Genomic DNA, 19,418 nt, shown 5'->3' with positions numbered 1-19,418 from the left:
AGAGCCGCTATCGTGGACGAAATGCCGCCGGCAGCGACGAAGGAGTGGATTATGTCGATCACCGATCCGGCCGCCGGTGCGGTCGCTGGACAAAGCGCGGGCGGGCTCGACGACCTCAATCTGCGCATCCTCGCCGTCCTGCGCGAGAACGGGCGCATCTCGATGTCCGCCCTGGCCGAGCGGGTGAACGTCTCGCGGGCGAGCGTCTACAACCGGGTCGAGCAGCTGACCGCATCCGGCGTCATCACCGGATTCTCGGCCCTGGTCGATCCGGGGAAGGTGGGGCTCGACGTCTGCGCCCTGGTGTTCGTGACGGTGCATCCGCAGTCGTGGCACCGGTTCCGCGAGGGCATCCTCCAGATGCCCGACGTGGAGTACTGCTGCATCACGACCGGCGAGCACGACGCGATGCTCCTGGTCCGCTCGCTCGACATCGGCGGCGTGCACGACTTCGTCACCGGCGTGGTCGCGGCCCGGCCCGAGGTGAAGTCGGTGGTCTCGGTCGTCGTGCTCGACGAGGTGGTGCGGAAGGCCTATCTGCTGCCCTCCGACATTCCCGACCGCTCCGGATCGACGAACCGGCTCGGCATGACGCGGTTCACCACCGCGGGGAACGGCCGCGACGCGGCGCGCTGAGCGTCAGACCTCGACGCAGATGCTGACGTGGTCGTCGCCGTCGATCTCGAACTCCTCCACGAGCCGCAGCAGGCCCTCTCCGTCGAGCTCGACGCGGCTGCCGCCGGTGCCGCTGACCACGGTCCCACCGTCGATCAGCTGGTGCACGAACGAGACCTGCAGGGCGTCGCCCGTGCGCGTGCCCACGAACCGGCCGAAGGTCACGGTGTCGCCGACGTAGTCGCCCCAGACCACTCCGTCGCGCTCGGAGTAGTGGAACCGCGACGGCGACTCCGGGTCGACCGCGCTGTTGGTCGAGGAGGTCATCACGAACTCGCGGCCGTCGAGACTGGGGGCGGTGGTGGCGTCGTTCACGTCATGGAGTATGCCGGAGAGGTCGAGGTGTCCTGGCCGCACGCCGGTTTCGTCTCGTTCTTCGGGTCCGAGGTCCCGAGAGCTGGACGAAAGCGCCGTCTGCACGTCTCTGGACTGTCCATTCGTCTGCGATCCTCCGCCGTCCGTCCCGATCCACCGAGCGACTCCGGGATCGGACGGGCGATACCCGCGGACAGGCTGCTGCGAGGCGTCCGGACTTCCCTTGCCGCCTCGATACTCCATCGACTCGTCCGTGATCGGATACTTTCCCGTACTCTCAGGACCCGTACGGGGAATGAACCGGGGGCTCATTCGCATCCGGTTCGAATTCGACATCTTGGGGGCGCAATGGATCCGCAGCAATCGGTGAACAGTGATCGCGCCGTGTGCGCCCACGCGAGGAGCGGCGGATGACCGGGTCGAGCACGACCGGCGCCGTGGTGAAGCGCCCCGAGTCGCGGGAGTGGATCGACTTCGCCAAGGGCATCGCGATCAGCCTCGTCGTGCTCTACCACTCGTCGTTGTTCCTGGGATTCTTCGATCTCGCGGGCTACGTCCCGAAGCTCCGCACGGTGCTCCTCTACTTCCCCATGCCCGTGTTCTTCTTCATCGCGGGCCTCACGGCCGCCCGGATGCTGACGTGGACGTTCGCCGAACTGTGGCGCCGCCGAGTTCTCGCGCTGGTGTACCTCTACCTGCTGTGGTCGTTCATCCGGGTCGTCTTCTACCTCATCGTCCCGTTCTCACGGTCGGAGGCGACCTCGCCGACGGACCCGCTCAACGTGCTGGTGCTCCCCATCCTGCCGTCGAGCAGCTACTGGTTCATCTGGGCTCTCGCGATCTTCAGCATCCTCGCCTGGCTGATCCGCAAGGTGCCCCGATGGATCCAGCTCTCGGTGGCCGGGCTGCTGGCCGTCGCGGCGACGACCACCGGCCTGCTGGACACCGACAACATCGGTTGGGACCGGGTGCTCCAGAACTTCATCTTCTTCCTCGTGGCGATGTTCATCCCCCGCACGTTCTACCGCTTCGCCGCTCGCGTGAAGCTCTGGCAGGCGCTCGCGCTCGCGGTGGCCTACCTCGGCATCATCGCGGTGATCGTCGCCTTCGACGCCAACCGCATTCCGGGCGTCATCCTGATCGCCAGTTCGGTCGCGATCATCGCGGGCATCGCCGGCTCCCAGTACCTCGTCAAGGTCCGCGCACTGAAGATCTTCGTCACCATGGGGCAGCAGAGCTTCCAGATCTATCTCCTGCACCTCTTCGTGATCGCGGTCGTCGTCGCATTCGTCCCCCTGCTCGGCGAGACGAATGTCCCACCCCTTCCGGCGACGGTCTTCCCGGTCGCCCTGACGGTGTTCTCCCTCTGGGCGTCGCTGTTCATCTTCCAGTCGCTGCGGCGCTTCTCCTGGCTGTGGGTGAGCCCGTTCAGCACCGGAAAGTCCCAGAAGAAGCGCCTCGCCGCCAGGAATGCGAGATCAGCCGAGGTCCAGCCCACCGCGGTCGAGTCCGCAGCTCCTGTCGCCCCGGCCGATGAGCCCGCTGACGCGGGGACTGCGGGCAGACCGGAGAAGGACTGACCGGCGAATACCTCCCGGGCGACTCCCCGGGCGACCCTTCTGCAGGCCCGAGTCGTCTCGGGCGCTGGTGAGTCCGCGTCAGACCGGGCCGGCCCGCGCTGCTCGGTCTCGGGCGAGCCGAGGGAGCAGTCGGACGAGGACGACCATGCCGACGAGTTCCACGAGAGTCTGCGTGACGATGACGACGGGCGCGAGCGACAGCGGTGCCGGGAGCGCGAGTGCGAGGGGCAGCACGACGAGCGAGTTGCGGGTCGCGCCGCTGAACACGAGGGCGCGCGTCGCGGGCACGTCGAGTCGGAAGACGCGTCCAGCACCGAGCCCCAGAGCGGTCATGACCACGAGGAATCCCGCGTAGAGCGGGACGAGGACGAGAAGCCGGCCGGCCGAGGCGCCCACGGCGCCGGCCTGGGAGGCGACGACGGTGAAGAGCGTGGCCGTCATGAGCGGCACCATGAGCCCGAGCATCGTGGACTCGACGATCCGGCCGGACACGTGTCGGCGCGCGAGGGCCTGCACCAGCCCGGCCGCAGACAACGGCACCACGATCAGCAGCAGGAACGCCCGCGCGAACGGACCGGCGTCGACCACCGCCACCCCCGCAGGACCGATGAAGAGCAGCAGATACACGGGGAGGAGGAGGATCTGCGCGAGCATCAGCAGCGGTGCGGCGGCGAGCAGCCGGTCGGACGCCCCTCCGGCGAGCCCGGCGAACACGATCACGTAGTCGATGCACGGCGTCAGGAGCACCAGGAGGACCCCGAACAGCAGCACCGGAGTGTCGGCGACGAATCGGGACAGCCCGTAGGCGACGAGCGGCACGACGACGAAGTTCAGCACCCCGACCGCGACGAGGAAGCGGCCGTCGCGCAGAGACCGCGCGATCGCGGCGAACGGGACCCCGAGGAACGTGGCGAACAGCAGCAGCGCGAGCACCGGTTCGATCGCGACCTCGAGGTGGTGCGCGGCGGGCAGCCGCAGTCCGAGAGCGGCGCCGGCGGCGATCGCGGCGAGGTAGAGCGGGATCTGGCGGTGCTCGAGCCAGGCGACGAGCGCTCTCACGACAGCAGGTCGGCGAGAAGGAGGGGCACGGGTGCAACGGTAGAGGTCCGAACCGCTTGAGGGTCGAGCGGGGGTGGACCAGTGACGACACGTCGATCGGGTGCCCTCCGTGAACCTCGCGCACCGGTGCTCCCTCGACGTGCTCGCATCTGCCGGCCGTTCGAAGCGGCCCGCACGTGCTGTTCTGCCGCTCGTCGCGGCGGAGGGGCTTCTCCCTCGACCCCGCCCCGGTGAACGGACCGGGCAGAGGTCCTGATCTCCCCGATGCTCGACGACGGCGATTCGACCGTCTCGACGCGGCAAGCCGGAGTCCAGGCGGAGCTCCACGTCTGGCCCGGCGCGTTCCACGGGTTCACCAGCATGATGCCCGGCGCCGAGCTGTCGCGAACCGCCGTCTCCGCGCTGGCCGGATGGACGACGCGCCTCCTGAGCGGACGACCGTGACACGACTCGTGTCCCGCGCTCCTGCGCCCGCCGGATCCGGAGACCACCATCGATCGCGGGCCCACGACGGCAACGAACGGTCTCGTGCAGGACGGTCGCCTGTCGGAGGGGAGATCAGGAGGCGGGTGCCGGCAGCAGGCCCGCCTGCTGCTGGAAGGTCAGGTCGTCCTCGAGGTGCCAGTCCTCGACGATCCGCCCGCTCGCGCCGACGTGCTGGATGTCGATCGCGCCGAACTCGATCGGCTGGCCCTGGCCCTGGACTCCGCCGGAGACGCCGGTGAAGTGGCCGGTGAAGGTCAGGCGCGCGGTGAAGGTGTCGCCCGTGACGTACAGGTCGTCGAGCGAGCACGCCAGGTCGGGCACCGCCGCGCGGAACTGCTCCGAGGCGGTGATCGGCCCCTCGACTCCCTGGGGTCGCCCCGTCGGGAGGGTGCGGTCGAGGAAGGAGTCGTCGACGGCGAGCTCGAGCCAGGTCTCGTCGCCCGTGTTCCAGAAGGAGTAGAGCTGTTGCGCGCGGAGGACGACGGGTCGGCTCGCTTCGACGCTCGAGTCCCCCAGATGCACGGTCCCGGGCTGCACGAGGCCGTCGTCGCCGCTCACCGCCGCGGCCGGGTCCTCCGTCGCGACCGTGCTCGCGCAGCCGGCGGTGGCGAGGAGTGCGGCGAGACCGACGGCGAGGAGGGGTGCGCGGCGGTTCATGCGAGCCGCCCGCCGCCGTCGACGTGCAGCGTCGTCCCGGTCACGAACGTGTTGTCCATGGCGAAGCGGACGGCCGAGACGATGTCGTCGACCGAGCCGATCCGGCGAACGGGGTTCCCGGCCGCGGTCTCAGCGAACATCGCTGACTTCTCCTGCTCGCCCAGTGCGTCCCAGGCGCCGGAGTCGATGATCCCCGGCGAGATCGCGACCGCGCGGACCGGAGCGAGCTCGACCGCGAGCGCCTCGACGAGGAAGGACACCGCTCCGTTGGTCGTCGCCATCACCACGAGCCCCGCCGACGGCCTCCACGCCGCGACACCGGAGAAGAAGAGGAAGCCGCCGCCCGGCCGGATCGAGGAGGCGAGGTGCTTGGCGAGCAGGATCGGCCCGATGACCTTCGCGTCGAACGCCGTCAGGACGGCGTCGCGCTCCAGCTCGCGGACCGGGCCGTTCGCGTGCGCCGCCGCGAACGACACGACGAAGTCGAGCGGCCCGAGGTGCGCGGCCGCGGCGATGCTCGCCTCGTCGGCGAGGTCGATCGGAAGGGACCGGAACCGGTCTCCGAACTCCATCGCGTCATCACCGAGTGCCTCCGGGTGACGCCCGCCGACGATCACCTCATCGCCCTTCGCGAGCAGCTCGCGCACGAGAGCGCGGGCGATGCCGGATCCCCCTCCGACGACGAGCACGCGGTTCTTCTTCTCGTTCATGGTGCCTCCCTGTCGAGGAGCCGGTGCGGCTCCTTCGTTCGTGACAACCAGGGGACGGACACCATCAGTCCATAAACGACCGTCGTATATCTGAGGTCAGGGATAGAGTTCGTCTATGCCCAGTCTTCGAGCCCTCGAGGTGATGGTGACGCTGGCGCGGGTCGGATCGATCGGCGCGACCGCGCGCACGCTGCACCTCTCGCAGCCCGCGGTCTCCCACCAGGTCGCGTCCCTCGAGCGCGAAGTCGGAGTGCCCCTCGTGGACCGGAACCCTGGCGGCGCGACCCTCACCCGGTACGGTCGCGCGCTCGTCGAGCACGCCCGCCTCGCCGTCGACGCCGCCGAACGCGCCGTGGCGGCCGCGCGGACGGCGGACGCGGAGCAGCCGATCCGGCTCGCCGTCGCCGAGAGCTTCACCCTGCCCTTCCTCGTCCCCGTGGTCACCCGGTGGAACGCCGACGGACGCACGCCGCTGCAGCTCGTCGAGACGACCAGCGCCGCCACCTCGATCGAGGACCTGCGCGCCGGCCTCCTCGACCTCGTCGTCGTCCCCGGGCCGGCGACGGTGGACGGACTGCACGTCGAGCGCCTCGGGACGGAGGAGATCGTCGTCGTCGGCCGGCCCGCCGGAGAGGTCTCGGCGGGCCGGCTCCCCATGGCCGAGCTCGGTGAGGCGGGAGGCCTGATCGGCGTGGACGCGTCGAACGGGTACGGCGCCTGGCTGGCCGAGCGGCTCGCGGGAGCCGGAGTGCTCGTCTCCTACGCCCTCCAGACCCGGTCCGTGCAGCAGGCCGCCGCCCTCGCCTCCGCCGGTGTCGGGGCCGCCCCCGTCCCGCGGAGCGCCCTCGCGCACGGGATGGTCGCCGTCGGACTGCACCCGCCCCTCGAGCGCACCGTCCTGGCCGTCACTCGTGCCGTACCGGACGCCTCGGTGGCGGCACTCGTCGACGCCCTGAGACGCAGAGTCGCGAGCGCGACCCGCGCCGAGCCGGATCGGCTGTCGGGTGGCCGACCGGTTCGTCGTGTCGGACGCAGGGATCCGCGACCGCTTCCCGCCGTCGGCGCCCCGGCCACGCGTGCGCTCGAGGACGCGGGCGTGCACGATCTGGACGACGTGAGGCGGGTGGGCCTCGACCGTCTCGCAACCCTCCACGGAGTCGGGCCGAAGGCGCTCCGGCTCCTCCAGCAGGCCCTCGGCGCAGACGATCCCGCTCCGTAGCGATCCCTTCCCCGCACGGTCGCCTCGACCCGGAATGGTCGGAGACTCGGCGCGCCGGATCCCGGGGGCGATCCGACCGCGGAGGCGGCCGCCGGGGGAACGGTGGTCGGATGGACCAGGAGGCGCGATGAAGGTCATGCTCGTGATGCGGTCCGACGGCAGCTACGCCGGGGGCGATACCCCCGAGGACTACGCGGCCTGGGCGGACTACGACGCGTCGCTGAAGGCGGACGGCGTCCTCGTCGACTCCGGACGCTTCGCCGACGCCTCCGGGGACGTCTCCGTCGAGACGGATCTGACCGCGGCGCGAAGAGAAGGCGGCACTCCGGCCCCGTCCCGAGCGGAGGAGCGGTCCGCCCTCGTCGGCTACTACCTGCTCGACTGCCCGACCCGGGACGACGCCGTGCGGTACGCCCGACGCGCCCCCCTCTACGGCTCGGTCGAGGTGCACGAGCAGGCGCAGTACTGAGCCCAGCGCTGCGGCCGCTCGCGGCGGCCCCGGGCGGATGATGGTCGGGTGAACCGCACCGATCGTCTCTACGGGCTCGTCGAGGAGCTGCGGGCGGTCTCGCCCCGGCCGCGGAGCGCGCGCCGTCTCGCCGAGCGGTTCGAGGTGTCGGTGCGGACCATCGAGCGGGACCTGTCCGCGCTGCAGCAGGCGGGTCTGCCGATCTGGGCGGAGCCCGGCCGCACGGGCGGCTACGTCATCGACGCGTCCGCGACCCTCGGTCCGGCCGGGTTCACGGTGGAGGAGGCCGTCGCGGTGCTGATCGGCCTCAGCGCGCTGCAGCGCAGTCCGTTCCGGCAGGCAGCCAGGACCGCTGCCCGGAAGACGCTCGCGGTCCTGCCGGACGACGTGGCCGCCCGCGCCGGCGCGGTCGCCTCCCGGGTGCACTTCCTCGAGAGCGAGGAGGAGGCGGCCGTCCCGGCGGAGTTCGCGACGGCCCTCCGAGCGGATCGAGTCGTCCGGCTGCGCTACCGCGACAGCAGCGGCGCGGAGTCGGTCCGAGACGTCGAACCGCTCGGCTCGATAGGGAAGGAGGAGCACTGGTACCTGATCGCGTGGTGCCGGCTGCGGGAGGGGGTCAGGGCGTTCCGCGGCGACCGGATGCTGTCGGTCGAGGTGACCGACGAGCGGCCTCCGCAGCGCACCCTCCGGGCCGAGGACCTCGCGCTCCAGTACGGCCGGCTGCGGTCCGTCGTCGACGGCTGACCCGCTCCGGGGACGGGCCCCGCTGGCCTCGCGGAGACGCGGACGATCTGCGGAAACACCGACAGGACGGTGTCGCGGCGACCGGCGAGCCTGGTGCCTCCACCTGATCCCCGCCCCTGAAGGAGCCCCATGTCGTTCACCTCCCTCCGCATCGTCACCGACGACCTCGACGCCCTCGTCGCCTTCTACGAGCAGGTCGTCGGCCGACCGGCCGAGCGCCCGGCGCCGGTCTTCGCGCAGTTCACGGGAGCGGGTGCGACCCTCGCGATCGCCCACACCTCGACGGTCGCCGTGCTGGACGGCGCCGTCGTCCCCGCGTCGAACCGCTCCGTCCTGCTCGAGTTCGAGGTGCCCGACGTCGACCGCGCCTTCGCCGGGCTCGGACCCCGGAGCGAGGACGTGGTGCTCCCGCCGAGCACCATGCCGTGGGGCAACCGCTCCGCCCTCGTCCGCGACCCGGACGGGAACGTCGTCAACCTGTTCAGCAGGCCCGCCGGCTGATCGGGCGCACTCCGTCGGTCCGAGCACGCCCATGCCTGGCCGGTGGGACCCGACGGGGATCGCGGAGACCACCGGGGATCCTCTCTCGCGACGCGATCCTCCCGAGCCGGCGTGGCCTCGGGCCGACCGCGACCGGTCTGCGGTTCGCAGGCGGGAGCACGGCGACTCCGTCCAGCGTGACGTCCCGACCGCACTCCGACCGGCGAGACGGCCACCCGCCGCCGGTGTCCTCGGCGGTACCCTCGCGGCATGACCTTCGTGAACGTCGGCACCCTCGGGGCCGTCCCCGGCAGACGCGACGAGCTCGTCGCCGTCCTCACCGAGCACAACGACGACCTCGTCGACGCCGGCTGCCTGCTCTACGAGGTCGGGGTCGACGACGAGCAGCCCGACACCGTCTTCGTCGTCGAGCTGTGGGAGAGCGCCGAGGCGCATCGGGCCTCCCTCGCCCTCCCCCGGGTCCAGGCCGCGATCGCGACGGCGCGCCCGCTGCTCAGCGGCGCCTTCGGCGGCTACCGCTTCGACGCAGCAGGCTCTCCCCTCCGGAGCTGACTCGCGCCGAAGGCCTGCCGGCTGTCGGCACAGGCCGACCTGGAGTGAGCGGGCCGTCCGTCAACGGAAGACCTCTTCCTCTCCCGCCACCCCGACACCTCGAAGCGGAGCACCGTGATCAGCACATTCCTCGTCGACCACGCCGCGCTCGTCCCGATCGCCTTCTGGATCGCGGTCGCGGTGGTCACGGCGATCGCCTGGCTGCTGCACCGGCGCGGCGCGGAAAGGTCTCTTCTCGTCCTCGCCGCGCTCGCCTTCGTCGTGGGGATCGCGCTGACCGTGTATCCGCCCGACGGGACGCCGCGGGTCTTCTGCACCGTGCAGTTCTCGGTGCCGTTCGACGGCATCGACACCCTCGCGAACATCGCGCTCCTGCTCCCCGGGGCCCTGCTGCTCGCGGTCGCGGTCGGCCGGCCCCTGCTCGTCGCCGCCGCCGTCTCCGGCCTGTCCGCCCTGATCGAGCTGGTCCAGGCGGGCGTTCCGGCGATCGGCCGCTCCTGCGACACGAACGACTGGTTCATGAACACCATCGGCGCAGTCCTCGCCGCGTTCCTCGCGGCCCTGATCCTCAGAGGGGAGAAGCGGCGCGGGCGTCGGCGCATGTCCCGCTGACACCGCCTGTCACGTCGCCCTGCTCTCGGCCGGGTGTCTCGGCGGCCGACATCAGCACGGGTCCGTCGATCCACGTCGCTGTGACGCGGACCTGCTCAGAGGACGGCCGACGCCACGGGTGCCGTCTCGGCGACGCCGAGGACGACCGGGCGCGACCGGGCGTCACCGGGTGCCGCGGTCGCGTCTGTCGACCGCACCAGGAGCTGTCAAGTCTCTCCCCCGTCGGCCTCGGCGCTGCGCACGCTGGGGGCATGAAGCATCTCCACTTCGCGAACAAGACGATGCTGGTCGGAGACGACGCGGCGGACGCTCTGATCGAGTACGGCGTCGCCCTCGCCGTGAGCAGCACGGCGGACCGCGTGGAGTACACCGGCATCGGCGGCGACGGCGGCACCGTGCAGGCGGTGTTCCTGCTCAACGCCGGCGCCGCCCTGGTCGCCGAGACCACTCCCTCCGATCTCCCGGAGCCGGACAACACGGCCGAGGTCGCCCGCATCCGCGAACGCACCAGGACGCTCACGGGAGTGTTCCCCGTGCAGCCGAGCGAGGACGACGTCACCTTCGACGTCGAGCTCGAGCACGGCTTCGGGTACTGACCGGCCCGCCCATGCCCTCCCTCCACGCCTCCTGGCCGACGCTCTGACCGAGGACACGGACGACGCCGAGGTCCGTCGCTGGGCGGCGTCCCGCGCCCCGCTCACGCCGGGGACGATCGCCGTGCTGCAGGCCGTCGGCTTCATCAGCGCAGCGCAGCGGATCCCCGCCGACACGGCCCTCGCTCTCCTGCTGACGGCGGCGGAGGACGACCGGCGCGATCCGCCCGACGTGGCTCGCGATGTCCTCGCGCGCCGCCATCCCCTGGCCGATCCCGGTGACGATCGCGGCGCGTCGGTGACCCCGTGATCACCGCCCTTCCAGAGCCGTGGTCGGTCCGCCGCCGGGGGCGCTGTCTCCCGAGTCCGCGACGCGAAGTGCACCGCGCGCCGCCCGCCCCGCCCGCTGGATGCGCGCCCGCACCAGCCGCTGCAGCAGCGCGGGGTAGAGCTGGACGGCGATCGTCGACCCGAGCAGCCAGGCCGCGCCGCCCGTCGCACCCGTGACTGTCGCGGCGAGGGCGAGCGCGACTCCGACGGCCGTGCACGCGAGGTGCACCGCCTCGGAGCGGCGGGTGTGCTGATCGAGAGCGGTCAGTCCCGCGCGCGTGCCGTCGAAGCCGCGCTCGCGGGTGACGAGGCGGTTCCACCCGACGACGTCGAGCAGCCGGCCGAAGACGCCGACCCCGAGCGCTCGCAGCAGCGCCGGCTCGCGGCGACCCACGTCGAACCAGGACTGCTCGAGCGGACGCGTGCGCCCGCCGAAGGTCAGTGCCGCCCAGCTGGTGAGGACCATCTGCGCGACCGCGGCGAAGACCGGATGCGAGGGTCCGATCGCGGTCCAGCCGGCCGCGAGGAGGGCGGCCGCGAGGACGGTGGGAACGAGGATCCGGATCACGTCCGCTCCCTCCTGCTCGTGCTGCGGTGCTCGAGGCCAGTCCAGCAGATGCGCGGCATCCGTGCGCCGCGTCCTCCGCCGGTCGCCCCGCACCGGGCATCCACCGCCTTCCCGGCAGCGCTTCCTTGACACCGCCGCCGGCCGGTCATCATCATGCAGTCACGACCGGCGGCGGCGCGCCACCGGCGTCCCGACAGGAACGGTGCACCGATGCCCACCATGCTCTTCGTCAACCTGGCCGTCGCCGATCTCGCCCGGGCGAGGGCCTTCTACGAATCGCTCGGCTACTCGATCAACGAGGGCTTCAGCGACGAGAACGCCGTCAGCGTGGTGATCAGCGACACGATCACCGCGATGCTGCTCACGCGGGAGTTCTTCGCCGAGTTCACCAGCAAGCCGATCATCGACGCCACCACCTCGACCGAGGTGCAGCTCGCCCTCAGCGCCGACAGCAGGGAGGAGGTCGACACCCTCCACGGGAAGGCCCTCGCCGCGGGCGCGACCCCGGCCGGCGAGCAGGACCACGGGTTCATGTACTCGAAGAGCTTCGACGACCTCGACGGCCACCACTGGGACTTCGTCTGGATGGACCCGGCGGCTGCGGCGGGCGGTGCGCCGGAGCTGTCCGTCGAGGAGATCCGGGCGAACACGACGCACAGCTGAGTCACGACCCGCGGACTCCGAGCGGTCGACGTCCACGACCCGCGACGACGCGCCCTCGCAGTCACACTCCGTCACGATCCGGCGCGCACTCCCCTCGGCCTGACAGGCTCCCGGCATCCGCCTTCCGGGCGTCTGGACAGGAGCACACCGTGACGATCACTGCACCGGCGACCACCGCGACCACCGCTGCGGCGACCACAGCGACCACTGCGGCGAGCGCCGCGACCTCGACCCCGGCGCCCGAAGACCGTGCCTCCGCGGCGGCCGGCTTCACCACGCGCCAGGTGCACGCCGGTGCCGCGCCCGACGGCGCCCACGGAGCGCGAGTCACGCCCGTGCACCTCAGCGCCGGCTTCGTGTTCGACAGCTTCGAGCACGCCCGCGAGCGGTTCGCCGGCGAGGACGAGGGCTACCTCTACACCCGCAACGGGAACCCGACCACCGAGGAGGTCGAGCGTCGGCTCGCCGATCTCGAGGGCGGCGCCGAGGCGATCCTGGTGGCGAGCGGCCAGGCGGCCACCGCCTCCGCTCTCCTGGGGATCCTGCAGGCCGGCGACCGGGTGCTCTCGTCGCGCCGCCTCTACGAGGGCAACCGCGGGCTGCTGGTGCAGAACTTCGGTCGGCTCGGGATCGGCGTGGACTTCGTCGACGACGCGTCGGACCTCGGCGAGTGGGAGCGGCGGATCGGGCCCGACACCCGGGTCCTCTTCGGCGAGCCGATCCCCAACCCGAAGAACGATCTGCTGGACCTCCCGGCGCTGGCCGCGATCGCGCACCGGCACGGGCTGCCGTTCGTGGTCGACAACACGCTCGCGACCCCGTACCTCCTCCGCCCGATCGAGCACGGTGCCGACGTGGTCGTGCACTCGACCAGCAAGTTCCTCGCCGGGCACGGCTCCGCCCTCGGCGGCGTGATCGTCGACGCCGGCACGTTCGACTGGGCGGCGCGCCCCGCGCTCTTCCCGCACCTCAACCAGGAGGAGCGGTCGTTCGGCGGCCGCAGCTGGACCGAGCAGCACGGCCGGCGCGCCTTCGTCTCGTACACGCGGGACATCGTGGTCTCCCGCCTCGGACCGACGCCGTCACCGCTGAACTCCTTCCTGCTGCGGCAGGGCGTCGAGACGCTGTCGCTGCGGGTCGAGCGGCACTCCGCGAACGCCCTCGCCGTCGCCCGCTTCCTCGAGGGGCGGCCCGAGGTCGTGTCGGTCGACTACTCCGGCCTGGAGTCGAGCCCGTCGTTCGCCCTCGCGCAGCGGCTGCTCCCCCGCGGGCAGGGCTCCGTCTTCTCCTTCACCGTGGCCGGAGGCGAGGCGGGCGCGGCCGCCTTCATCGACGCCGTCGAGCTGTTCAGCCACATGACCCACCTCGGCGACGTGCGCTCGCTGGTGCTGCACCCCGCGTCGACCACCCACGCCGGACGCACCCCCGCCGAGCGCGCCGCCGCCGGGATCCACCCCGGGCTCCTCCGGCTGTCGATCGGGATCGAGGACGTCGACGACCTCCTCCGCGACCTCGAGCGCGGGCTCGCCGCGGTGCGCGCACACGCCCTCCCCGCGCTCGCGGAGGTGTGAGCGTGGCGCGCCGTCAGCACTTCGGCTGGTTCTTCTCCCGGGGCTTCGGCCCGCAGGGGTGGGGGCACCCCTACCGGGAGTGGAACCACGACTGGACGAAGCCCGGCCTCTACCAGCAGTCGGCCCGCGAGCTGGAGCAGGCCGGCTTCGAGCTGATCGTGATGGAGGACGCCGTCTCGCTCGGCTCCCCGGAGACGCTCGACCTGCGGGTACGGGGAGCGTACGGCGGGCCGAAGCACGATCCGCTCCTCCTGGCGCCGTACCTGTTCGCGGCGACCCAGCGGATCGGGCTGGCACCGACGATCAACGCCGGCATCACGCCCCCGTACCTCGCCGCCCGGCAGGCGGCGACGCTGCAGCACCTCAGCTCCGACCGCTTCGGGATCAACCTGGTCACCGACGTCGGCAGCGCCCGCCACGTGGGCCTGGAGCCGCTGTCGCACGACGCGGCCTACGACCGGGCCGACGAGTGGATGGCGGTCGTCCGCCGGCTCTGGCGCAGCTGGGGCGAGGGCGCGCTGATCGCCGACCCCGGGTCGGGCCGCTACGCCGACGGCACCCGGATCGACGCGTTCCGCCACCGCGGGGAGCACTTCCGCGTGGACGGACCCCTGAACGCCGTCCCCTTCGAGAACGGCGACCCGATCGTCGTCTCCCCCGGCGGGTCTCCGCGCGGCCTGGCCTTCGCCGGCACGCAGTCGGACGTGCAGCTCGCGCTCGCCCCTCTGGAGGCCCGGGCGGTGCGCGACTACCGGGCGCGCGTGCTCGCCGCGGCCGAGCAGCACGGGCGGACCGCGGACGACCTGCGCGTGCTCTTCGTCGTGAAGCCCGAGATCGTGTCGAGCCCGGAGGAGGCCGCGCGCGTCGTCGAGGCGTCGCGCCACCCCGACGAGGACGCGCTGCGGCGGATCGCGCTCGGCTGGTCGAGCGACCTGGAGACCGACCTCACCGGGCTGGACCTGGACCTCCCCGTCCCGCGGTCGGTGTTCGGCGAGCACGTCTCGCACGGCACCATCGCCGGCCTCTACGGCGGCACGGAGGACGCTCCGCTGCGGGAGTTGCTGACAAGGAAGGCGCGCAAGGGCCGCGTCGCCGAGCGCGCCGGCTTCGTCGGCACCGCGGAGGAGTTCGCCGACTTCGTCGAGGAGCTCGGCGACGACGGCGGCAGCGACGGGCTCCTCCTCTCCGGGGACCTGCACCCGGTCACCCTGCACCGGATGCTCGACGACCTCGTCCCCGTCCTGCGCCGCCGCGGGATCCTCCGCGACGAGCTCGCTCCCGGCGGGACCCGCGCCAACCTCTTCGGGACGTAGGGGACCCGCCCCCGCCCCTGTCCCTCCTACCGATCGGCCGATCATGACGAACGAACCCGCCTTCAGCATCACCCTCACCCCCTTCGACGAGGACTACTCGCCGGCCCGGAGCTCCCGGATCACCACCAACTTCGCGAATCTGGCCCGCGGCGAGCGCCGCCGGGAGAACCTCCGGACCGCGCTGCGGATGATCGACGACCGGTTGAACGATCTCGTGCCGGGCGACGATCCGAGCCGCGGCCGCTACACGGTCGGGCTCGACATCGTCTCCGTCGGGCTGCGGCTCACCACGGACGGCGAGGACCGGGAGTTCCCCCTGCTGGAGGTCCTGCGCACCCGGATCCTCGACCGCCGCACCGGCCGATGTCAGCCGGGGACACTGGGGAACAACTTCTCCTCCTACCTCCGCGACCACGACTTCAGCGTGCGGCTGCCGGCGGTCAACGCCGCGCAGGCCGGCTTCACCGTCCCCGACGACTTCGGCGTCCTGCACGGCGCGCTCTTCCAGCACTTCCGGGACTCCGCGCAGTACGCGGAGCTCTCGTCGACGCCGCCCGTCATCTGCATCAGCGTCTCGACGAGCAGGACGTACCGGCGCACCGGGACCCTCCATCCGATCCTCGGCGTCGAGTACCGGCAGGACGAGCTCTCGCTGACCGACCGGTACTTCGCGGAGATGGGCCTCGGGGTCCGCTTCTTCATGCCGCCCGGCAGCACGGCGCCGCTCGCGTTCTACTGCGGCGGCGACCTGCTGGAGGACTACTCGGACCTCCAGCTCATCGCCACCATCAGCACGATGGAGACGTTCCAGAGGATCTACCGGCCCGAGATCTACGGCGCGCGCTCGGCCGCCGCCGACGTCTACCGGCCGGACCTGGAGCAGCAGGACTACGTGCGGCCCGCGGTCTCCTACGACCGCGAGGAGCGCGGCCGGCTCGCGGTCGAGCAGGGGCGGTTCGCGGAGGAGCATCTCATGAAGCCGCACGGGGAGCGGCTGCGGCAGTGGGCCGCCGAGTACGCGGGAGCGGTCCGATGAGCGCGCGCGGAGCCTCGGCGGCCCTCCCGCTCCTGCCCACCTCGATCGCCGGCAGCCTGCCGAAGCCGTCGTGGCTCGCGCAGCCGGAGACCCTGTGGTCCCCGTGGCGGCTGACCGGCGACGCCCTGGCCGAGGGCAAGCAGGACGCCCTGCGCGCCGCTGTCCACGAGCAGCACCACCGGGGCCTGGACATCGTCAGCGACGGGGAGCAGACCCGGCAGCACTTCGTCACGACGTTCATCGAGCACCTCACGGGCGTCGACTTCGAGCGGCGCGAGACGGTGCGCATCCGCGACCGGTACGACGCGAGCGTGCCGACCGTCGTCGGCGCCGTGGGGCTCGAGAGGCCCGTGTTCGCCGACGACGCCCGGTTCCTGCGCGAGCAGACCGATCAGCCCATCAAGTGGGCGCTGCCCGGCCCGATGACGATGATCGACACCCTCTCCGACCGGCACTACGGGAGCCGCGAGAAGCTGGCGTGGGAGTTCGCGACCATCCTCAACGAGGAGGCGCGAGCCCTCCAGGACGCCGGAGTCGACATCGTCCAGTTCGACGAGCCCGCCTTCACCGTCTTCTTCGACGAGGTGCACGACTGGGGTGTGGCCGCGCTGGAGAGGGCGGCGGAGGGACTCCGCATCGAGACCGCGGTGCACATCTGCTACGGCTACGGGATCAAGGCGAACACCGACTGGAAGGCGACCCTCGGGTCGGAGTGGCGGCAGTACGAGGAGTCGTTGCCGCTCCTCCAGCAGTCCTCGCTCGACATCGTCTCGCTGGAGAGCCACCACTCCCACGTGCCGATGGAGCTGATCGAGCTCGTCCGTGGCAAGAAGGTCATGCTCGGAGCGATCGACGTGGCGAGCGGGACCGTCGAGACGCCCGAGGAGGTCGCCGACACCCTGCGCCGCGCCCTCCGGTTCGTCGACGCGGACCTGCTCCTCCCGAGCACGAACTGCGGCATGGCGCCGCTGCCCCGCGACCTCGCCTGGGGGAAGCTGAGCGCGCTGAGCGCGGGAGCGGCGATCGTCCGCGAGGAGCTCGCGCCCTGACGGGCATCCGGGGAGACGGGTCGCGGCCGGCCCGTCTCCCCGCACGTCCCATCCGCCTCACCCCTCTGCTCGCGCCTCCTGCGCCGCGATGTCCTTCATCGCCAGGTCCGCCCGGCGGAACTGGTCCGTCTCCGGGAGCGCGAGGTGCAGTCCGGCGACGGTCGTGAGCGAGACCGTCACCTCGGCCACGGTCACGTCGAGGACGTGCCCGCCCTTCTCTCGGGCGTCGTCGACGTGGTGCAGGTGGTACCCGGGGACCGACACGGCCTGCTCGAACTGCGGAGTGCGGAAGCCCGCGATCGTGCCGCGGGTGTCGGCGATGCCGGTCACGCTCTGGTGGGCGGTCGCCTCGATCAGGGGCGGGTACGGCTCGGTCTGCGCGCCGACGGTCCGGGTGCGGACCTCGGTGAACCGGCCGTCGATCCGCAGGGCGACGGGGATGTTCCCGCCGTCGACCGCGTCGTCGATCAGCCGGGTGAGGCCGGCGAGACCGGTCGGCTCCTCGACCGTGAACGTCGTGGTCGCGTGGAAGGGCAGCACGGCCGCGAAGGGCGTCCGGTCGTCGCCGTCCGCGACCTGGACGGAGCCGTCGCTGCGCAGGTGGTAGCAGACGCCGTCGACGATCACCATCTCGCCGTCCAGGTGGTTGAAGGTGCCCAGCCCGAGGTCGCCGTGGGTGAGCAGCTCGCGGATCGTCAGGTCTCCGTCGTAGACCCCGGCCAGCAGCGCGGCCATGGTCGAGCTCTGGTAGATCGCGTAGTCGTCGGTCGAGTCGACCGTGTGCGTGCTCATTCGAAGGCGTCCTCGACCAGGTGGGCGGCGATGTCGACGTTGCGGCTGTAGTCCACCGCGACGTCGATGATCGAGACGCCCGGCTCGGCCAGGGAGGCGCGGAAGGCCTCCTCGAACTCGGCGAGGCCGCTCACCCTCCTGCCCGTGGCGCCGAAGGCCGCCGCGAACTTCTCGATGTCGTAGTCGCCGAGCTGGACCCCGGACTTGCGGCCGTACTTCAGCAGCTGCTGGAAGCCGACCATGTCGTAGGTGTCGTCCCGCATGATCACGTGCGTGAACGAGAGGCCGAGCCGCGTCGCCGTCTCGATCTCCGTCGCGGAGAACAGGAACCCTCCGTCGCCCGAGACGGAGACCACCGGGGTCCCGGGGCGCAGGAGGCTCGCCGCCATGCCCCACGGGAAGGAGACGCCGAGGGTCTGCTGCCCGTTCGAGAAGAGCAGGTGCTTGGGCTCGTACACGCGGAAGTGCCGGGCCATGAAGATGTAGTTCGAGCCGATGTCGCAGGCCACGGTGGCGTCGTCCGAGAGCAGGTCGCGCATCAGGAGCACGAGGCGGGCGGGATCGACGGTCCCGGGAGCCGCCTCGGCCGTCCGCGCCGCGTCGTCGATCCGCTCCAGCTCGCTCCGGTGCCGGGCGACCCGGTCGGCCGCGTCCTCGTCGAGCTGCAGGCCGGAGACGAGCGGCGTGAGGGCAGCGACAGTCTGCGCGAGATCGCCCTTCAGCTCCAGCGCCGGCAGGTAGTGGTTGTCCAGCGGGGCGTCGACGGAGTCGATGTGGACGATCCGGCGGTCGACGTCGCTGTTCCAGATCACCGGGTCGTACTCGACGGCGTCGTAGCCGATCGCGACGACGAGATCGGACTCGGCGAGGGCGAGGTCGGCGGGCTGGTTCTTGAACAGGCCGACGCGGCCCAGGTAGTGGTCCTCGAGCTCGCGGGAGACGAGGCCGGCCGCCTGGAACGTCTCGATCACCGGCAGCTCCGTCTCGCTGATCAGGACCCGCAGTGCCGCCACGGTCGCCGGCTCCGACGCGCGGAGTCCCACGAGGAGGACGGGCCGCTCCGCGGTGTTGATCAGGTCGGCGGCGTGGGTGAGGTCCTCGGCGCGCGCCGGACCGCTCGTCGGCCCCGTGGCCGCCCGGGTGATGACCTGCGAGGTCGGCGCGGCCATCACGCTGGCCGAGAGGACGACCGCCGCGGCGCCTCGGGGCTCGGTGACGGCGGCGCGGAAGGCGTTGCTGACCGCCTCCGAGACGTCGTCCGGATCCGTCGACTCGACCGTGTACTTCGTCACGGTGGTGAGGAAGGCGGCCGCGTCCATCGACTGGTGCGTGCGCTTGAGGCGGTCGGAGAGCTGCACGGCCCCGGCGAGCGCGACGACCGGGTCCTGCTCCGTGTTGGCCGTGAGCAGGCCGGTGGCGAGGTTGGTCGTGCCGGGGCCGGAGGTCACGAGGACGACGCCCGGGCTGCCCGTCAGCCGTCCCACCGCGGCGGCCATGAAGGCGGCGTTCTGCTCGTGCCGGCAGACGATCAGCTCCGGCCCCTCGTCGGCGAGGACGTCGAAGACCGCGTCGATCTTCGCTCCCGGGATCCCGAAGACGTACTTCACGCCGTTGGCGGTCAGGGTCTCGATCACCCGCCGTGCACTGCGCGTCTCGACGTTCGGCTGCTCCATGGTCCGCTCCGCTCTCTCCTCGGTTGTACCGACGAGCGTAGGAACGGGGGCACCCGGAGCGACCCGGTCAGATGACTCGTTCCCACCGGTGCATCTCCGGCGGCGTACCGATCGCAGTGACGGAGCGCTCGGGCGGGACACGCTCGGCTCCCCCGCCGACGGTCTGCTCCGAGAGTCGTCCGACGCTCGCCGCGACGTCCCCGGTCGTGATGGACTTGCCCGCATGATGATCTCTCCGCGCGAGTCCGCGC

At 71.8% G+C, this 19,418-nt stretch carries 23 protein-coding genes; 16 read left to right on the top strand and 7 right to left on the bottom strand.

Annotation, left to right across the window (positions count from 1 at the left end; all coding sequences use genetic code 11):
- Positions 1-51: 51 nt before the first annotated feature.
- The gene (locus C5C10_RS00235; protein WP_104223259.1) at positions 52-636 is read left to right on the top strand and encodes an Lrp/AsnC family transcriptional regulator; all 585 of its coding nucleotides are present in this window, start codon (positions 52-54) and stop codon (positions 634-636) included.
- Positions 637-639: 3 nt separating this feature from the next.
- On the opposite strand, the gene C5C10_RS00230 is transcribed toward C5C10_RS00235, so the two are convergent.
- The gene (locus C5C10_RS00230; RefSeq protein ID WP_258060307.1) at positions 640-990 is read right to left on the bottom strand and encodes a hypothetical protein; all 351 of its coding nucleotides are present in this window, start codon (positions 988-990) and stop codon (positions 640-642) included.
- 410 nt (positions 991-1,400) lie between these two features.
- Here C5C10_RS00230 and C5C10_RS00225 point away from each other — a divergent pair, with 410 nt between their 5' ends.
- Complete coding sequence (locus C5C10_RS00225; RefSeq protein ID WP_104328185.1) at positions 1,401-2,570, top strand: acyltransferase; 1,170 nt, start codon at positions 1,401-1,403, stop codon at positions 2,568-2,570.
- A gap of 78 nt (positions 2,571-2,648) precedes the next feature.
- On the opposite strand, the gene C5C10_RS00220 is transcribed toward C5C10_RS00225, so the two are convergent.
- Positions 2,649-3,629, bottom strand: a complete 981-nt coding sequence (locus tag C5C10_RS00220; RefSeq protein WP_104328184.1) for an arsenic resistance protein — start codon at positions 3,627-3,629, stop codon at positions 2,649-2,651.
- A gap of 264 nt (positions 3,630-3,893) precedes the next feature.
- Between C5C10_RS00220 and C5C10_RS00215 the strand changes: the two genes are divergently transcribed.
- Positions 3,894-4,073 carry a hypothetical protein gene (locus C5C10_RS00215; RefSeq protein ID WP_244229562.1) on the top strand — a complete coding sequence of 60 codons (180 nt, stop codon included), beginning with the start codon at positions 3,894-3,896 and terminating at the stop codon, positions 4,071-4,073.
- A gap of 114 nt (positions 4,074-4,187) precedes the next feature.
- Here C5C10_RS00215 and C5C10_RS00210 read toward each other — a convergent pair whose 3' ends face one another.
- Both C5C10_RS00210 and C5C10_RS00205 read right to left on the bottom strand, forming a co-directional pair.
- Complete coding sequence (locus C5C10_RS00210) at positions 4,188-4,772, bottom strand: ester cyclase (RefSeq protein WP_104283975.1); 585 nt, start codon at positions 4,770-4,772, stop codon at positions 4,188-4,190.
- Entirely contained in the window at positions 4,769-5,482 is a 714-nt protein-coding gene (locus C5C10_RS00205; RefSeq protein WP_104328183.1) for an SDR family oxidoreductase, read from the bottom strand. The genes C5C10_RS00210 and C5C10_RS00205 overlap by 4 nt, the downstream gene beginning before the upstream one ends.
- 115 nt (positions 5,483-5,597) lie before the next feature.
- Here C5C10_RS00205 and C5C10_RS00200 point away from each other — a divergent pair, with 115 nt between their 5' ends.
- From C5C10_RS00200 to C5C10_RS00165, 8 genes are all read left to right on the top strand, one after another.
- Positions 5,598-6,701, top strand: a complete 1,104-nt coding sequence (locus C5C10_RS00200) for a LysR substrate-binding domain-containing protein (protein WP_104328182.1) — start codon at positions 5,598-5,600, stop codon at positions 6,699-6,701.
- Between the two features lie 127 nt (positions 6,702-6,828).
- Positions 6,829-7,170 (top strand): YciI family protein, encoded by a 342-nt coding sequence (locus C5C10_RS00195; RefSeq protein ID WP_160033412.1) that lies wholly within the window; start codon positions 6,829-6,831, stop codon positions 7,168-7,170.
- Between the two features lie 48 nt (positions 7,171-7,218).
- Positions 7,219-7,914, top strand: a complete 696-nt coding sequence (locus C5C10_RS00190; RefSeq protein ID WP_104328180.1) for a YafY family protein — start codon at positions 7,219-7,221, stop codon at positions 7,912-7,914.
- A gap of 129 nt (positions 7,915-8,043) precedes the next feature.
- On the top strand, positions 8,044-8,415 hold the full coding sequence (locus C5C10_RS00185; protein ID WP_104328179.1) for a VOC family protein: 372 nt from the start codon (positions 8,044-8,046) through the stop codon (positions 8,413-8,415).
- Positions 8,416-8,664: 249 nt separating this feature from the next.
- Positions 8,665-8,967: a putative quinol monooxygenase gene (locus tag C5C10_RS00180; RefSeq protein WP_104226533.1), complete on the top strand. Its 303-nt coding sequence runs from the start codon at positions 8,665-8,667 to the stop codon at positions 8,965-8,967.
- A 114-nt stretch (positions 8,968-9,081) separates the two neighbouring features.
- Positions 9,082-9,579 (top strand): VanZ family protein, encoded by a 498-nt coding sequence (locus C5C10_RS00175; protein WP_104268970.1) that lies wholly within the window; start codon positions 9,082-9,084, stop codon positions 9,577-9,579.
- A gap of 251 nt (positions 9,580-9,830) precedes the next feature.
- On the top strand, positions 9,831-10,175 hold the full coding sequence (locus C5C10_RS00170) for a hypothetical protein (protein ID WP_104328178.1): 345 nt from the start codon (positions 9,831-9,833) through the stop codon (positions 10,173-10,175).
- Positions 10,176-10,296: 121 nt separating this feature from the next.
- A complete protein-coding gene (locus tag C5C10_RS00165; protein ID WP_104328177.1) occupies positions 10,297-10,482 on the top strand; it encodes a hypothetical protein in 186 nt (61 codons plus the stop codon).
- Here C5C10_RS00165 and C5C10_RS00160 read toward each other — a convergent pair whose 3' ends face one another.
- On the bottom strand, positions 10,483-11,070 hold the full coding sequence (locus tag C5C10_RS00160) for a hypothetical protein (RefSeq protein WP_104328176.1): 588 nt from the start codon (positions 11,068-11,070) through the stop codon (positions 10,483-10,485). It lies immediately after the preceding gene.
- Positions 11,071-11,280: 210 nt separating this feature from the next.
- Here C5C10_RS00160 and C5C10_RS00155 point away from each other — a divergent pair, with 210 nt between their 5' ends.
- The 5 genes from C5C10_RS00155 (at position 11,281) to C5C10_RS00130 (ending at position 16,702) form a co-directional block, all read left to right on the top strand.
- Complete coding sequence (locus tag C5C10_RS00155; RefSeq protein WP_104250854.1) at positions 11,281-11,733, top strand: VOC family protein; 453 nt, start codon at positions 11,281-11,283, stop codon at positions 11,731-11,733.
- 284 nt (positions 11,734-12,017) lie between these two features.
- The gene (locus C5C10_RS00145) at positions 12,018-13,304 is read left to right on the top strand and encodes an O-acetylhomoserine aminocarboxypropyltransferase/cysteine synthase family protein (protein ID WP_104309669.1); all 1,287 of its coding nucleotides are present in this window, start codon (positions 12,018-12,020) and stop codon (positions 13,302-13,304) included.
- A 2-nt stretch (positions 13,305-13,306) separates the two neighbouring features.
- A complete protein-coding gene (locus C5C10_RS00140) occupies positions 13,307-14,617 on the top strand; it encodes an LLM class flavin-dependent oxidoreductase (protein ID WP_104328174.1) in 1,311 nt (436 codons plus the stop codon).
- 43 nt (positions 14,618-14,660) lie between these two features.
- A complete protein-coding gene (locus C5C10_RS00135; RefSeq protein WP_104328173.1) occupies positions 14,661-15,653 on the top strand; it encodes a putative oxygenase MesX in 993 nt (330 codons plus the stop codon).
- Positions 15,650-16,702 carry a methionine synthase gene (locus C5C10_RS00130; RefSeq protein WP_104262243.1) on the top strand — a complete coding sequence of 351 codons (1,053 nt, stop codon included), beginning with the start codon at positions 15,650-15,652 and terminating at the stop codon, positions 16,700-16,702. Before C5C10_RS00135 ends, C5C10_RS00130 begins: the two co-directional genes overlap by 4 nt.
- Positions 16,703-16,759: 57 nt before the next feature.
- Here the strand turns inward: C5C10_RS00130 and budA are convergent, their stop codons facing one another.
- Together budA and alsS are read right to left on the bottom strand one after the other, a co-directional pair.
- Positions 16,760-17,494 (bottom strand): acetolactate decarboxylase, encoded by a 735-nt coding sequence (gene budA, locus C5C10_RS00125; RefSeq protein ID WP_104328172.1) that lies wholly within the window; start codon positions 17,492-17,494, stop codon positions 16,760-16,762.
- Positions 17,491-19,167, bottom strand: a complete 1,677-nt coding sequence (gene alsS, locus C5C10_RS00120; RefSeq protein WP_104283990.1) for an acetolactate synthase AlsS — start codon at positions 19,165-19,167, stop codon at positions 17,491-17,493. The genes budA and alsS overlap by 4 nt, the downstream gene beginning before the upstream one ends.
- Positions 19,168-19,418: the final 251 nt, after the last annotated feature.

The sequence above is a fragment of the Rathayibacter sp. AY1A3 genome (assembly GCF_002930975.1).
GTDB lineage: Bacteria > Actinomycetota > Actinomycetes > Actinomycetales > Microbacteriaceae > Rathayibacter.
This window is presented reverse-complemented; position numbering and strand designations above follow the sequence as displayed.

Coding starts and splice junctions, on each gene's coding strand:
- C5C10_RS00235 (WP_104223259.1), top strand. CDS start 52: ATGTCGATCACCGATCCGGCCGCCGGTGCGGTCGCTGGACAAAGCGCG.
- C5C10_RS00225 (WP_104328185.1), top strand. CDS start 1,401: ATGACCGGGTCGAGCACGACCGGCGCCGTGGTGAAGCGCCCCGAGTCG.
- C5C10_RS00215 (WP_244229562.1), top strand. CDS start 3,894: ATGCTCGACGACGGCGATTCGACCGTCTCGACGCGGCAAGCCGGAGTC.
- C5C10_RS00210 (WP_104283975.1), bottom strand. CDS start 4,772: ATGAACCGCCGCGCACCCCTCCTCGCCGTCGGTCTCGCCGCACTCCTC.
- C5C10_RS00205 (WP_104328183.1), bottom strand. CDS start 5,482: ATGAACGAGAAGAAGAACCGCGTGCTCGTCGTCGGAGGGGGATCCGGC.
- C5C10_RS00200 (WP_104328182.1), top strand. CDS start 5,598: ATGCCCAGTCTTCGAGCCCTCGAGGTGATGGTGACGCTGGCGCGGGTC.
- C5C10_RS00195 (WP_160033412.1), top strand. CDS start 6,829: ATGAAGGTCATGCTCGTGATGCGGTCCGACGGCAGCTACGCCGGGGGC.
- C5C10_RS00185 (WP_104328179.1), top strand. CDS start 8,044: ATGTCGTTCACCTCCCTCCGCATCGTCACCGACGACCTCGACGCCCTC.
- C5C10_RS00180 (WP_104226533.1), top strand. CDS start 8,665: ATGACCTTCGTGAACGTCGGCACCCTCGGGGCCGTCCCCGGCAGACGC.
- C5C10_RS00170 (WP_104328178.1), top strand. CDS start 9,831: ATGAAGCATCTCCACTTCGCGAACAAGACGATGCTGGTCGGAGACGAC.
- C5C10_RS00155 (WP_104250854.1), top strand. CDS start 11,281: ATGCCCACCATGCTCTTCGTCAACCTGGCCGTCGCCGATCTCGCCCGG.
- C5C10_RS00135 (WP_104328173.1), top strand. CDS start 14,661: ATGACGAACGAACCCGCCTTCAGCATCACCCTCACCCCCTTCGACGAG.
- C5C10_RS00130 (WP_104262243.1), top strand. CDS start 15,650: ATGAGCGCGCGCGGAGCCTCGGCGGCCCTCCCGCTCCTGCCCACCTCG.
- budA (WP_104328172.1), bottom strand. CDS start 17,494: ATGAGCACGCACACGGTCGACTCGACCGACGACTACGCGATCTACCAG.
- alsS (WP_104283990.1), bottom strand. CDS start 19,167: ATGGAGCAGCCGAACGTCGAGACGCGCAGTGCACGGCGGGTGATCGAG.